Source organism: Rhizobium sp. LEGMi-198b, from assembly GCF_054114205.1.
On sequence record NZ_JBSYVH010000008.1, the window covers coordinates 213,043 to 226,778 of the forward strand.

Annotated in this window: 11 protein-coding genes; 6 read left to right on the top strand and 5 right to left on the bottom strand. The window is 59.6% G+C overall.

Translation table 11 applies throughout. From position 1 onward, the window contains the following. Positions 1-210 precede the first annotated feature (210 nt). The 4 genes from maiA to hppD are packed head-to-tail and all read right to left on the bottom strand — an operon-like array spanning position 211 to position 4,432. Positions 211-843, bottom strand: coding sequence for a maleylacetoacetate isomerase (gene maiA / locus ACXHXG_RS26625; RefSeq protein WP_285169763.1), 633 nt, complete (start codon positions 841-843; stop codon positions 211-213). Continuing rightward, on the bottom strand, positions 840-1,865 hold the full coding sequence (locus tag ACXHXG_RS26630) for a fumarylacetoacetate hydrolase family protein (RefSeq protein ID WP_457901286.1): 1,026 nt from the start codon (positions 1,863-1,865) through the stop codon (positions 840-842). Before ACXHXG_RS26630 ends, maiA begins: the two co-directional genes overlap by 4 nt. A gap of 37 nt (positions 1,866-1,902) precedes the next feature. Next, a complete protein-coding gene (gene hmgA / locus ACXHXG_RS26635) occupies positions 1,903-3,264 on the bottom strand; it encodes a homogentisate 1,2-dioxygenase (RefSeq protein ID WP_283051728.1) in 1,362 nt (453 codons plus the stop codon). Positions 3,265-3,322: 58 nt separating this feature from the next. Next, the gene (gene hppD / locus ACXHXG_RS26640) at positions 3,323-4,432 is read right to left on the bottom strand and encodes a 4-hydroxyphenylpyruvate dioxygenase (RefSeq protein WP_260304186.1); all 1,110 of its coding nucleotides are present in this window, start codon (positions 4,430-4,432) and stop codon (positions 3,323-3,325) included. Positions 4,433-4,563: 131 nt separating this feature from the next. On the opposite strand from hppD, the gene ACXHXG_RS26645 reads away from it, so the two are divergent. After that, positions 4,564-5,064 carry an Lrp/AsnC family transcriptional regulator gene (locus ACXHXG_RS26645; protein WP_260304187.1) on the top strand — a complete coding sequence of 167 codons (501 nt, stop codon included), beginning with the start codon at positions 4,564-4,566 and terminating at the stop codon, positions 5,062-5,064. Between the two features lie 34 nt (positions 5,065-5,098). Here the strand turns inward: ACXHXG_RS26645 and ACXHXG_RS26650 are convergent, their stop codons facing one another. Next, the gene (locus tag ACXHXG_RS26650; protein ID WP_260305249.1) at positions 5,099-5,560 is read right to left on the bottom strand and encodes an Lrp/AsnC family transcriptional regulator; all 462 of its coding nucleotides are present in this window, start codon (positions 5,558-5,560) and stop codon (positions 5,099-5,101) included. Between the two features lie 121 nt (positions 5,561-5,681). Between ACXHXG_RS26650 and ACXHXG_RS26655 the strand changes: the two genes are divergently transcribed. The 5 genes from ACXHXG_RS26655 to ACXHXG_RS26675 all read left to right on the top strand — a co-directional run bounded on the left by ACXHXG_RS26655 (position 5,682) and on the right by ACXHXG_RS26675 (position 13,673). Beyond that, on the top strand, positions 5,682-6,473 hold the full coding sequence (locus ACXHXG_RS26655; RefSeq protein WP_457901287.1) for a phenylalanine 4-monooxygenase: 792 nt from the start codon (positions 5,682-5,684) through the stop codon (positions 6,471-6,473). Between the two features lie 415 nt (positions 6,474-6,888). Continuing rightward, positions 6,889-8,160 (top strand): MFS transporter, encoded by a 1,272-nt coding sequence (locus ACXHXG_RS26660; protein ID WP_285169765.1) that lies wholly within the window; start codon positions 6,889-6,891, stop codon positions 8,158-8,160. Between the two features lie 18 nt (positions 8,161-8,178). Beyond that, on the top strand, positions 8,179-10,629 hold the full coding sequence (nirB, locus tag ACXHXG_RS26665; RefSeq protein WP_457901288.1) for a nitrite reductase large subunit NirB: 2,451 nt from the start codon (positions 8,179-8,181) through the stop codon (positions 10,627-10,629). A 4-nt stretch (positions 10,630-10,633) separates the two neighbouring features. After that, positions 10,634-10,969, top strand: a complete 336-nt coding sequence (gene nirD, locus ACXHXG_RS26670) for a nitrite reductase small subunit NirD (RefSeq protein ID WP_260304190.1) — start codon at positions 10,634-10,636, stop codon at positions 10,967-10,969. A 46-nt stretch (positions 10,970-11,015) separates the two neighbouring features. Next, positions 11,016-13,673, top strand: coding sequence for a nitrate reductase (locus ACXHXG_RS26675; protein ID WP_457901289.1), 2,658 nt, complete (start codon positions 11,016-11,018; stop codon positions 13,671-13,673). Positions 13,674-13,736: the final 63 nt, after the last annotated feature.

A 13,736-nucleotide genomic window follows, 5' to 3' on the forward strand; every position in this document is an offset into this window, starting at 1 on the left:
AATGCTGGGTACGAAAAGGGGCTTGCCTGAACCTGAAGTTGGCTGACTTCGCAGCCTCTCCTTCAGACGTCCTCTGGAGGATTCTTCATCGCGAAATCAAACGGATGGTGGCATTTCTCGATGCCAGCCCAGCCTTGACCCCTCTGGGCGCGCCAAGAGGCCCTTTAGTCTAGTGATTCTTCAGACTTCGTCATGAGTCGGGATTTGCCGTTATGGTCTCACGCGGTCAGGATGCGCCGCCTGAAAGGCGGGCAGTTTGGCGCACTTGCCATCGATATCGGCTATGCGCCTGAAATCGGTCATGTCCACCCCCCAGCGGCGGGCGTTGTAGACCTGCGGAACAAGGCAGAGATCCGCCATCGTCGGCTGATCTCCAAAGCTGAACTCTCCCTTGCTCTCGCCCAGCATTGCTTCCAGTTTGCCAAGTCCGCTCGTGATGAAGTGCTTCATCCACTCGTCGCGGGCGTCGGCCTTGTCCGTTATGGTCATGACATGCGCCGCGACATGCGTGTTGCAGATAGGATGAATGTCCATAGCGATCGCGTAAGCAAGCGCCCGCACGTGCTGCCGGTCCGCAATGTCCTGTGGCATCAATCCGCACTCCGGCCGAAGTTCGGCGAGATATTCGATGATTGCGAGCGACTGCGTCAGCGTCCTCCCGTCGATCACCAGCGTCGGCACGAACCCCTGCGGATTGAGCGCCAGATAATCCGCGCTCCGCTGCTCGCCTTCCAGCAAGTTGATCGACACGGTTTTATAGCCGATCCCGAGCATATTGAGCGCAATGCGGACACGGTAGCTCGCCGATGATCTCCAGTAGTCGTAGAGAACGACCTCATTCATGGCGCCTTCGATCCTTCATATTTTTCGACCGTCTGCTCGATCGCTCCGAAGATCGAATGCCCAGTCCGATCCTTCATCTCGATGCGGACCTGGTCTCCGAACTGCATGAATGGAGTTTTCGGCGATCCGGTTTCAATGGTCTCGATCATCCGTATCTCGGCGATGCATGAATAGCCGTCTCCTCCGTCGTCGATCGGCTTGCCCGGCCCACCATCGAGCTTGTTGGAAACCGTTCCCGAGCCGATGATCGTGCCGGCCACCAGATTGCGGGTTTTGGCGGCGTGGGCGATCAGTTGGCCAAAATCAAACGTCATGTCGATACCGGCATTCGCCTTGCCGAACGCCTTGCCGTTCAAGCTTACGAGCAGTGGAAGATGCAGCCTGCCGCCATCCCACGCTTCCCCGAGTTCGTCCGGGGTCACGGCGACCGGAGAAAATGCCGATGCGGGCTTGGACTGGAAGAAACCAAATCCTTTTGCCAGTTCTTCGGGTATGAGGCTGCGCAGCGACACGTCATTGACGAGCATGACCAGGCGGATGGCGCTGCGGGCAGCCTCCGGACTGGACCCCATCGCAACATCGTCGACGATGACGGCAACCTCGCCTTCCATGTCGATCCCATAGGCCTCATCAGCCATCACGATAGGGTCGCGTGGACCAAGGAAACCGTCCGAGCCGCCTTGATACATCAGCGGATCGATCCAGAAGCTGTCCGGCATCACGGCGTTGCGCGCCTTGCGCACCAGCTCGACATGGTTGACATAGGCCGAACCATCAGCCCACTGATAGGCCCGCGGCAAAGGCGACGCAGCATCATGTTCGTGGAAACGGATCGTCGGCTGCGCTCCCGTCTCGATACCCTCAGCAATCAGCGCAAGCCTCGGAGCCACATGCTCCCAATCGTCGAGCGCTGCCTGCAGCGTTCGGGCAATGTGACCGACCTCGGAGCAGCGCGTAAGGTCGCGGGAGACGACGACAAGCCGACCGTCCCTTGTGGAATCTTTCAAAGTCGCAAGCTTCATGTCCCAATCCCAATGTCGGAGGATGTTCGACCGGACTTCACTTGATGCCGGGAGTGCCGTCGAAGCGGCGTTCCAGGCCGTCCCAGCATTCCAGGTAATTGTCCTGCCGCGTTTCGAGCTCGGCCGCGTATTTCGTCACCTGCTGTGGAAACCTCGTCTCGAACATGAACGCCATGGTGTTCTCCAGCTTTACAGGTTTAAGCTCGGAATTGGATGCTTTTTCAAAGCCCGATGCGTCCGGCCCGTGGGGAAGCATCATATTGTGCAGGCTCATGCCACCCGGCACGAAACCCTGCTCCTTCGCATCATATTGGCCATGGATCAGGCCCATGAACTCGCTCATGATGTTGCGATGATACCAGGGCGGGCGGAAGGTGTGTTCTGCCACCAGCCAGCGCGGCGGAAAGATCACGAAATCGACGTTCGCCGTGCCGGCACTTTCGGTTGGGGCGGTCAGCACAGTGAAGATCGACGGATCGGGATGGTCGAACAGGATCGCGCCGACCGGGGAAAACGTCCGCAAATCATACTTGTAGGGAATATAGTTGCCATGCCAGGCGACCACATCGAGGGGCGAGTGGCCTATTTCCGTGACGTAGAATTTGCCACACCATTTGACATGCACGCGGCAGGGCGTTTCCTTGTCCTCGAAGGCGGCAACCGGGGTCTTGAAGTCGCGCGGGTTTGCCAGGCAGTTTGCGCCTATAGGCCCCCGATCCGGCAGCGTGAATTTCGCGCCGTAGTTCTCACATATATATCCGCGCCAGACTTTCTCATCGCCCTTGCGCGTCACCTTGAACATCATGCCACGCGGGATGACGCAGATTTCCAGGGGCTCGATGTCCATGATGCCCATTTCGGTGAACACCCTGATGGCACCGACCTGGGGCACGATCAGCAGCTCGCCATCGGCATTGAAGGAATAATCGTCCACCATGTCCTCGTTGAAGACATAGGCGTGTGACGCCATGCCTGTCTGGGTCATGACATCGCCGGCGGTCGTGATCGTGCGAATCCCGTCCAGGAAGGTCAACCTCTCGTTTGGCACGGGCACCGGGTCCCAGCGAAGCTGCCCCAAAGGAAGCGAATGTTCGTCAAGGCAGGGTGCGGATTTCCAGAGAGGATAGGAAGCGTTCGAAAAGCGGCGGGTATGACGCACGCTCGGGCGAATGCGATAGAGCCATGATCTTTCATTCGTCCCGCGGGGAGCGGTGAACGGTGAACCCGAAAGCTGTTCGGCATAGAGACCGTAATTGCATTTCTGCGGGCTGTTCTGGCCTTGCGGCAAAGCGCCGGGCAGCGACTCGCTTTCGAAGTCGTTGCCGAAGCCGGGCATATATTGCAGCGTCTCCGCCGCCGCAGACCGGCGATCGGAACCCCGGGTTCTCGTCTGGTCCATCGCTCAATTCCTCCCGAAAATTGGGGCGACCCCACCTGTGCGCAGGGTCGCCGAAAGATCACTCTGCCGCGGTGCCGATGACGCCGCGCTTGATCTGATCCGCCTCGATGGACTCGAAAAGAGCACGGAAGTTGCCTTCTCCGAAGCCTTCATCGCCCTTGCGCTGAATGAACTCGAAGAAGATCGGACCAATGACGGTTTTGGAGAATATCTGGAGCAGGATTTTCGTCATGCCGCCATTCACCACACCTTCGCCGTCGATGAGGATACCATGTTTCTTCATGCGTTCGATGGGTTCGTCATGGCCGTTCACGCGCTCATAGGACATGTCGTAATAGGTCTCCGGAGGACCCGGCATGAAGCGGAGACCGTTTGCGGCAAGCCTGTCGGTGCCTTCGTAGATGTCTTCCGTTCCGACGGCGATGTGCTGGATGCCTTCGCCCTTGTACTTCTTCAGAAACTCCTCGATCTGGCTCGTATCGTCCTTCGATTCATTGAGCGGAATGCGGATCTTGCCGCAGGGTGACGTGATGGCCCGGCTCACCAGACCGGTGATGCGCCCGTCAATATCGAAGAAGTGGATCTGCTTGAAATTGAACAGCTCGCGATAGAAAGCCCACCACTTGTCCATGTTGCCGCGGAAGACATTGTGCGTCAGGTGGTCGAGATAATAGAAACCGACCCCTTCGGGGCGCGGGTCGCGCTGGCCAAACCAGTCGAATTCGGCATCGTAGGCCGATCCCTTCTCACCGTAGGTCTCGATGAAATAAAGCAGCGAGCCGCCAATGCCGACAATCGCCGGGACGTCGAGCGCCTTGTCATCCCCTTCATAGGGAACGGCACCTTTTGCCACCGCATGTTCGAACGCATGCCTGGCGTCCACGACGCGCCAGGCCATCGACGGAGCGCAGGGACCATGATCGGCAACGAAACGAGCGGCATGGCTGCCGGGTTCGGCGTTCAGGAGATAGTTGATATCGCCCTGCCGCCAGACGGTGATGTCTTTCGTCCTGTGCTTGGCGACCGGAACGTACCCCATGCGCGTGAAGAGCTCGCGCAGCTTCTCAGGCTCGGGATGAGCGAATTCAACGAATTCGAAGCCATCGGTGCCGGCCGGATTGTCGGCGGTTATTTCCGAAGGCGGCGCATCGTGCGGGAAAGGACCCATTTTCTTTCTCCTTCAGAGACGATGAATTTGATATGCAAAGTGTGGCCCAAAACACGCGCAAAGTTCTTGCATTCTTCATGCCTGAGGAAGATATTATGCACGGATCGTGAGAGTTTTTGAGATTTTGCGCAATGGATGAACAGCTCGACAAATTGGATTTGCGCCTGCTGCAGGAATTGCAGAAAGACGGTCGGTTGACGAACAACGAATTGGGCGAGCGGATCGCGCTTTCGCCCTCGCAATGCTCGCGAAGGCGGACCAGATTGGAGTCCGAGGGATATATCCGCAGCTACCAGGCCAACCTGGACCGGCAGAAGCTGGGTTTGGATATGCTGGTGGTCATTTCCGTGACCCTCGCAACGCATAACAGAGACAATGCCCGCAGATTTTCCCAACTGATCAACGGACTGCCCGAAGTTCTCGAAGCCTATGCGCTGACGGGTGAAATGGATTATCACCTGAAGGTGGCGACCCGCGGGCTCAATGACCTTTCAAGGTTCGTCAACGATGTCCTGCTGCCCCACGAGTCGGTGCAGCACGTGAAGACCTCGATTGTCCTCGATACGCTGAAGACATTTGAAGGATTTCCGGTCCTCATGCCGCACAGTTGGCATGGCGATAGTGCGCGCTGAGTCGTCAGCATGCGCGAATGCGGCGCGACAAGCGCTAGATCGGCAGTTCGGTCGAGAATTTCAGCTCGCGCAGCACAAAACTTGATACGACCGTGCGCACATGCGGGTTGCGCATGAGGTATCGGGTCATGAAAGCCTCATAACTTTCCACATCCTTGGCCCGGATCTTCAGCATATAGTCGAAGGCGCCGGATAATGCGTAGCACTCCATGATCTCCGGTCGCTCCAGCACCACCGAGGCAAAAGATGCCACCGCCTCTTCATGATGATCCTCCAGTGTAACATGCGCGATCACGCAGAGCTTAAGATCGAGTTTTCCCGGATCGAGCAGCGTCACACGCTTGCGGATAACGCCATCACCTTCCAGCTCCTGGATCTTCCGCCAGGCCGAACTCTGCGACATCCCGGCTTTTTCCGCCAGGTCTGCCAGCGAAAGGCTGCCATCGGCCTGGATGAGTTGCAGAAGCTTGCGATGAAAATTCCCAGGTTCTTTCATTTTCAGCGCCATATTCGAGAATATTTGCCACCAATATGGCAATAGCCAGCATAAAAGAAAAGAAAATCCTCCCCGCTCGGAGCACAATTGCAGGAAAGCCGCACTGGCTGGGAGGATCAGCATGACCAAGGAAAGCAGCTACACCGCCAAACTGCCCGACCCGGACGGTTTATACGATTACACCGCCGAAGAAGACGCGATCTGGGGCGAACTTTATGAGCGTCAGATGAAGCTGCTGGCCAATATGGCCTGCCGCGAATATCTGGAGGGCGTCAAAACCCTGGGGCTCAAGTCGGGCAAGGTGCCTCAGCTTCTCGATGTCAACCGACGGCTGAACGAGACCACCGGCTTCGGCGTCGAAGGTGTGCCGGCGCTCATTCCGCCCTCGCGCTTTTATGAACTCCTGTCGCAGGGCAAATTCCCGCTCGCAACTTTCCTGCGCCGTCGCGAGCATATCGACTATATCGAGGAGCCGGACCTGTTCCACGAGGTATTCGGCCATTGCCCGCTGCTGACCAACCAGAGCTATGCCAATTTCGTTCGACATTTCGGCGAAACCGCCGTGCGCCTCGGCAAAGGCTATTCGTGGCATCTGTTCCGCATCTTCTGGTTCACCGTCGAATTCGGCCTGATCAATACGCCGCAAGGCCGCCGTTGCTTCGGCGCGGGCATCGTCTCATCGCCAAGTGAAGCGAAGGCGGCAATGGAGGGCAAGGCCTGCGAATTCCGGCCGTTCGATCTACTGACGGTCCTCAGGACGCCCTATCGGATCGATATCGTCCAGCCGATCTACTACGTCATCGACAGCTTCGCCGACCTTGAAGCGATCGTCGAGCAGGATATCGAAGGCTTGATCGTCAAGGCAAAGTCGCTGGGTGATTTTCCGCCCACTTTCGAAGCCAAGGCTTCGTGAACCGTCGAAAGGCGCGTGGTTTAGGCCCCAGCGGCCAAGCAACACAGCGCAACTCGCCCAAAATGCCGCCACCTGGCGGCATTGTTTTATCGGCTTTCGCCAGAGCGCCTTGCTCGATTAATGTGCACCGCAGCAAAGGCCGCCCAAGATTTGACCATGCCGTCAGCGGGTCAACAATTTCCTTCCCCTTTGATAATACTAGATTTTCTTGGCTTCATGAATTTGGCACGCAACTTGCTTTGTTATTTTTGAGGCCGATAAGGCTCACAGATTGGCGTCCAACGTGGGGCGCCCCAAGCAAAGCTGCTGATCAGGATTGACGAACGCGCTCCCAGCGTGCGCGAACCCTGGCCGGCAGCTTTTTTGTTTCAACTTGAACCCAGGAAGGCGCGACGTTGTCGCGCACGGAGAAGCTATGCCTGCTTTTGACCAAACGCCGACATCGTCCTCTGACGCACCGCAACGCGCGCTGTGGATATCGACACTCGCATTCACGCTCTGTTTTGCCGTGTGGACGATCTTCGCGATCATCGGCATTCGCATCAAACAGGAGCTCGGCCTGAATGAGGCCGAGTTCGGCCTGCTGGTCGGTACTCCGGTTCTCACCGGTTCGATCGTCCGCATTGTTCTTGGCATCTGGACCACGCGCTATGGCGGCCGGCTCGTCTACACGCTCACCATGCTGGCCGCCGCAGTGGCGACCTTCCTGCTCTCCTATGCCCACACCTATACGCAGATGCTGATCGCCGGCCTCGGCGTCGGTCTTGCCGGCGGCTCCTTCGCGGTCGGCGTCGCCTATATCTCGCCCTTCTTCCCGCCGGAGAAGCAGGGAACGGCGCTTGGCATCTTCGGCGCTGGCAATGTCGGTGCCGCGGTGACCAAGTTCGCAGCCCCCTTCGTTCTCCTTGCATGGGGCTGGCAGGCTGTCGCGGAGATCTGGGCGCTGGTGCTTGCAGTCATGGCAATCGTCTTCTGGTTCACCACGACGGACGATCCGGCCTTCCGCGCCCGTCGCAATGGCGGCGGCGCATCCAAGAGCCTCCTGCAGGAATTCGCGCCGTTGAAGAATGTGCAGGTATGGCGCTTCTCGCTCTATTACTTCTTCGCGTTCGGCGGCTTCGTCGCCCTGTCGCTGTGGCTGCCCCGTTATCTGGTCGGCGTCTACGGCTTCAACCTTGAGACTGCCGGCATGGTCGCCGCAGCCTATTCCATTCCCGGCAGCATCTTCCGCGCCTTCGGTGGTATGCTTTCCGACAAGAAGGGCGCACGAAGCGTCATGTACACGATGCTGGCGGTGTCGGCAGTCACCACCTTGATCCTTTCGCTGCCGGCCGCAACGGCAGCAGGCCCGGCCTTCGGCATCACGCCGGCCATCTTCATCGTCGTCATCTTCATCCTTGGCTTCTTCATGAGCCTCGGCAAGGCGGCCGTCTATAAGCACATCCCCGCCTATTATCCCGGCGCCGTCGGCGCTGTCGGCGGTATCGTCGGCATGATGGGCGGCCTTGGCGGCTTCATTCTGCCGATCGCCTTCGGCCTGCTCAAGGATATGACCGGCCTCTGGTCGAGCTGCTTCATGCTGCTCTTCGCGATCGTCGCCATCTCGCTGGTGTGGATGCATTTCTCCATCCGGCAGTTGCAGCGCAACAGCGCAGCGACCGCAAATACCAGCGTTTTTGCCCAGTAATTCGGATCGGATTTCCCTATGACCCAGAAACTTGTCATCATCGGCAACGGCATGGCGCCCGGCCGCATGCTGGAACACCTCCTCGAAAAGGCGCCCGGCCAGTATGAAGTGACGATCTTCAACGCCGAGCCGCGCGTCAATTACGACCGCATCATGCTGTCGCCGGTTCTTTCCGGCGAAAAGGACTACGAGCAGATCATCATCCATGGCGATGGCTGGTACATCAAAAACAACATCACCCTCTACAAGGGTCACAGGATCATCAATATCGATAGGGCGGCCAAGACGGTCACCTCCGATCACGGCGTCACCGAGAACTACGACAAGCTGGTGATCGCAACCGGTTCAGTGCCCTTCATCATTCCGGTGCCGGGCAAGGATCTGCCCGGCGTCATCACCTATCGCGACCTCGACGACGTGCAGGCGATGTTGCTCGCCGCCCAGTCGCGTGAGAAGGCAATCGTCATCGGCGGCGGTCTCCTCGGCCTCGAAGCTGCTGCCGGCCTTGCCTCCCGCGGGATGGATGTCACCGTTCTGCATGTCATGCCGACGCTGATGGAACGCCAGCTCGACCCGGCTGCGGGCTATCTGCTGCAAAAGGCGGTGGAAGAGCGCGGCATCAAAGTCATTACCAAGGCCAATACCAAAGCGATTGTCGGGAACGGCAAGGTCGAGGGCATCGAGCTTGAAGACGGCCGCATCATTCCCGCGACCCTCGTCGTCATGGCAGTCGGCATCCGCCCAAGCGTCGGGCTCGCGAAGGACGCCGGTATCGCCGTCAACCGCGGCATCGTCGTCGACGATGGCATGAACACGTCCGATGGCGACATCATGGCGCTTGGCGAATGCGCCGAGGTGGGCGGCATGGTCTACGGCTTGGTGGCGCCTCTCTATGAAATGGCTCGTGTCGCCGCTTCGCATTTGTCGGGAGACCGCTCCGCCGCCTTCGTGCATTCCGACACGCCGACCAAGCTCAAGGTCACCGGCATCGATCTCTTTTCTCTCGGAGACTTTGCAGATGGCGACGATCGCGAGGAAATCGTTCTGCGCGACGCTGCAGCCGGCGTCTACAAGCGCGTGATCCTCAAGGACAATCGCGTCATCGGCACCGTGCTATACGGCGAGACTGCTGACGGCGCATGGTTCAACGACCTGAAGAAGAAGGCGACCGATATTTCGGAGATGCGCGAGACGCTGATCTTCGGCCAGGCCTACCAGGGAGGGTCCCCGCTGGACCCTATGGCGGCCGTTGCAGCCTTGCCGGATGATGCGGAAATCTGCGGCTGCAACGGCGTCTGTAAGGGCAAGATCACCTCGACGATCACTGCCAAGGGTCTGACGTCCCTGGATGAGGTGCGCGCCCATACCAAGGCGTCCGCCTCGTGCGGCTCCTGTACCGGGCTCGTCGAACAACTGATGACGATCACGCTTGGCGACAGCTACAATCCGAAGGCCGTGCAGCCGATGTGTGCCTGCACCGAGCTTGGCCATGACGATGTGCGCCGGCTGATCAAGGCCAAGGGGCTGAAGAGCATCCCCGCTGTCATGCAGGAGCTGGAGTGGAAGACCTCGTGCGGCTGCGCGAAATGCCGGCCGGCGTTGAACTACTACCTCGTCTGCGACTGGCCGGATGAATATGCCGACGACTATCAGTCGCGCTTCATCAATGAGCGCGTTCACGCCAATATTCAGAAGGACGGCACCTACTCCGTCGTGCCGCGCATGTGGGGCGGCGTGACCAGTTCGAACGAGCTGCGCGCCATTGCCGATGTTGTCGACAAATTCGAGATTCCGATGGTGAAGGTGACCGGCGGCCAGCGCATCGACCTGCTCGGCGTGCAGAAGGAGGACCTGCCCGCCGTCTGGGCCGATCTCGGCAAGGCCGGTTTCATCTCCGGCCAGGCCTATGCCAAGGGGCTGCGCACGGTGAAAACCTGCGTCGGTTCCGACTGGTGCCGCTTCGGCACGCAGGATTCGACCGGCCTGGGCATCCGCATCGAGAAATTCATGTGGGGCTCTTGGACCCCGGCAAAGCTCAAGATGGCGGTTTCCGGCTGTCCGCGCAATTGCGCCGAGGCGACCTGCAAGGACATTGGTGTCATCTGCGTCGACAGCGGCTTCGAGATTCATTTCGCAGGCGCTGCCGGTCTAGACATCAAGGGCACGGAAGTGCTCGGCCTCGTCAAGACCGAGGACGAGGCGCTGGAGCATATCGTGGCATTGACTCAGATGTACCGCGAACAAGCCCGCTATCTCGAGCGCATCTACAAATGGGCCAAGCGCATCGGTCTTGAAGAAATCCGCCGCCAGATCATGGAAGATGCCGAAAAGCGCAAGGCTTACTACGAGCGCTTCGTCTTCAGCCAGAAATTCGCCCAGGTCGACCCCTGGTCGGAGCGCGTCTCCGGCAAGGACAAGCATGAGTTCAAGCCGATGGCGACGATCGGCTACCCGCAGGCCGCCGAGTAAGGAGATGAGCATGAACTGGATTGAAATCGGCGACATTTCGGATATCCCGCTGCGCGGCGCGCGCTGCGTGAAGACGCCGCAGGGCAAGATCGCGGTCTTCCGTACTGCCGAAAACGAAGTCTTCGCCATCGAGGATCATTGCCCGCACAAGGGCGGACCGCTTTCGCAAGGAATCGTGCACGGTGCAGCCGTCACCTGCCCACTGCACAATTGGGTCATCTCGCTTGAAACCGGCAAGGCGCTCGGGGCGGATGAAGGTTCGGTCCGCACCATCCCGGTGCGCAATGAGGACGGAGTTCTATCGATCAGGCTCGATAGTCTCATGATGGCGGCGGAATAGATGGTCTTGCGCCCGGCAATATCTACGGCTGTTGGAGGACGCCTCAATGCCCGCTGAGACCAAAACGACCTGCCCCTATTGCGGCGTCGGCTGCGGCGTCATTGCGAGCATCGACGACGACGGCAAGGTTTCCGTCAAAGGCGATCCCGATCATCCCTCCAACTACGGGCGCCTCTGTTCCAAGGGGTCGGCGCTCGCGGAGACGATCGATCTTGACGGCCGTCTTCTCTATCCAGAAGTCGGCGGTCAACGCGCGAACTGGGACGACGCTCTTGATCTGGTGGCAAAGCGCTTTTCCGAAACCGTTGCCGCGCATGGTCCGGATTCGGTTGCCTTCTATGTCTCCGGTCAGCTTCTGACCGAAGATTACTACGTCGCCAACAAGCTGATGAAGGGCTTTATCGGCTCGGCCAACATCGATACCAATTCGCGCCTCTGCATGTCTTCCTCGGTCGCGGGCCACCGCCGTGCCTTCGGTTCCGATACGGTGCCCGGCACCTACGAGGACATCGAATTGGCCGATCTGGTGATCCTGACCGGCTCCAATCTCGCCTGGTGTCATCCGGTCCTCTACCAGCGCCTTGCTGCCGCGAAAGCCGAACGCCCTGGAATGAAGGTCGTCGTCATCGATCCGCGCCGAACGATGACCTCCGATATTGCCGACCTGCATCTGGCAATCCGTCCGGACGGCGATGTGGCGCTATTTACCGGTTTGCTTGCGCGCCTCGCCCAGAGCTCCGCCATCGACCAGAATTTCATCGCGCTCCACACGGAAGGCTTCTCGGACGCTTTCGCGGAAGCCTCGGCGCTGAGCTTCGGCGACCTGCTCGACAAGACCGGCCTGCCGGCGATGCAACTGCGCGAGTTCTTCCGCTTGTTCGAGACGACGGAAAAGGTGGTGACCTGCTATAGCCAGGGCGTCAACCAATCGTCCTCCGGCACCGACAAGGTCAACGCCATCCTCAATTGCCATCTCGCCACGGGACGCATCGGTCGTCCCGGCATGGGGCCGTTCTCCCTGACCGGCCAACCGAATGCCATGGGCGGACGCGAAGTTGGCGGGCTCGCCAATATGCTTGCCGCCCACATGGCGATCGAAAATGCAGGCGATCGCGATCGCGTGCAGCGCTTCTGGAAATCCCCCGTTATCGCCGAACGGCCGGGACTGAAGGCCGTCGACATGTTTCGCGCCGTTGCCGACGGACGTGTCAAAGCCCTGTGGATCATGGCGACCAATCCGGTGGTTTCGATGCCGGATGCCGATGCCGTGGAAGCGGCCATCAAGGCCTGTCCCTTCGTCGTCGTTTCCGATGTCCTGAAACTGACGGATACAGCACGACGCGCCGATGTATTGCTACCCTCCCTCGGCTGGGGCGAAAAGGACGGCACTGTCACCAACTCCGAACGCCGGATTTCCCGGCAGCGGGGCTTTCTCCCCTCCCCTGGCGAGGCCAAGCCGGACTGGTGGCAGATGGCCGAAGTCGGTCGTCGGATGGGATTTGCCGAGGCCTTCTCCTTCGGCTCGAGAGCCAGCATTTTTGCCGAACATGCCGCCCTTTCCAGCTTTGAAAATAACGGCAGTCGGGATTTCGATATTGGTGCCTGCGAGGAGATAACGGCCGACGACTATGACGCGCTCTCGCCGTTCCAGTGGCCGCAGCCTGCGGGATCAGCACCGCAGACGACGCGCTTCTTCGCCGAAGGCGGGTTTTTTCATGCCGATGGCAAGGCCCGTTTCGTGGCCGTCAAGATGCCCGTTTCGGACCGCACGAGCGCGGAATTCCCGTTCACGCTCAATACCGGCCGCATCCGCGACCAATGGCATACGATGACCCGTACCGGCAAAAGCGCCCGGCTGTCGGCGCATATTGCGGAGCCCTTTGCCGAAATCCATCCCCGCGATGCGATCGAAATCGGCGTCAGCGACGCAAGCCTTATCGAGATCGAAAGCCCACAAGGCAAGGTAACCGTCCGGGCATTGGTGACGGAACGACAGGCGCGCGGCAGCCTGTTCGTGCCGATGCATTGGAACGACAGTTTCGCCGCAAGGGCGCGTATCGATACCGTCGTCGCACCGCTGACCGATCCCTTTTCCGGCCAGCCGGCTTCGAAAAATGTCGCTGTTGCGGCACGTCCGTTCAAGGCATCCCGCTATGGCTTTGCCGTTTCCGTGGCAAAGCCGCAGCATCTGGAGGCCGCCTATTGGGCACTCGCCAAGGCCGATGGCGGATGGCGGATGGAGCTGGCTTTCGACGACGCTGCGGAAGACTGGGCGGACTGGTGCCGCGCCACGTTCGACATTCCTGCAGACGTCGAACCGCTCGGTTATGCCGATCAAACCTCTGGCGATCTGCGTCTGGCCTTCTTCGACGGAGACAGGCTGATTGCGGCGCTGTTTCTGGCCCGCCAGCCAGTGGCCGTCGCCCGCAACTGGGCGATTGCGCAACTGTCCGCATCGCATGGCAATATGCGCAAACGCTTTGCGCTCGTCGCCGGCCGGCCGGGCGCCAACGCACCGGATCCCGGCGCAACCGTCTGCTCGTGTTTCGGCGTCGGCGTCAACCAGATCGTCGGTGCGGTTCGCAATGGCTGCCATAGCGTCGAGGCGGTTGGCAAAGCGCTGAACGCGGGAACCAATTGCGGTTCCTGCAGAGCCGAAATCCGCGGGATCATCGATGGATGCCTTGCGACGGCGGCCGAATAGCCGGCTCTGAGAATAGCCATGGAACAAAGCGCCGTGTCTCCCGTTCGTTTTGGAATCGGGAGA

What these genes read in the sequence shown, in the direction of transcription:
- maiA (WP_285169763.1), bottom strand. Translation starts at nt 843, where the DNA reads ATGAATGAGGTCGTTCTCTACGACTACTGGAGATCATCGGCGAGCTAC.
- ACXHXG_RS26630 (WP_457901286.1), bottom strand. Translation starts at nt 1,865, where the DNA reads ATGAAGCTTGCGACTTTGAAAGATTCCACAAGGGACGGTCGGCTTGTC.
- hmgA (WP_283051728.1), bottom strand. Translation starts at nt 3,264, where the DNA reads ATGGACCAGACGAGAACCCGGGGTTCCGATCGCCGGTCTGCGGCGGCG.
- hppD (WP_260304186.1), bottom strand. Translation starts at nt 4,432, where the DNA reads ATGGGTCCTTTCCCGCACGATGCGCCGCCTTCGGAAATAACCGCCGAC.
- ACXHXG_RS26645 (WP_260304187.1), top strand. Translation starts at nt 4,564, where the DNA reads ATGGATGAACAGCTCGACAAATTGGATTTGCGCCTGCTGCAGGAATTG.
- ACXHXG_RS26650 (WP_260305249.1), bottom strand. Translation starts at nt 5,560, where the DNA reads ATGAAAGAACCTGGGAATTTTCATCGCAAGCTTCTGCAACTCATCCAG.
- ACXHXG_RS26655 (WP_457901287.1), top strand. Translation starts at nt 5,682, where the DNA reads ATGACCAAGGAAAGCAGCTACACCGCCAAACTGCCCGACCCGGACGGT.
- ACXHXG_RS26660 (WP_285169765.1), top strand. Translation starts at nt 6,889, where the DNA reads ATGCCTGCTTTTGACCAAACGCCGACATCGTCCTCTGACGCACCGCAA.
- nirB (WP_457901288.1), top strand. Translation starts at nt 8,179, where the DNA reads ATGACCCAGAAACTTGTCATCATCGGCAACGGCATGGCGCCCGGCCGC.
- nirD (WP_260304190.1), top strand. Translation starts at nt 10,634, where the DNA reads ATGAGCATGAACTGGATTGAAATCGGCGACATTTCGGATATCCCGCTG.
- ACXHXG_RS26675 (WP_457901289.1), top strand. Translation starts at nt 11,016, where the DNA reads ATGCCCGCTGAGACCAAAACGACCTGCCCCTATTGCGGCGTCGGCTGC.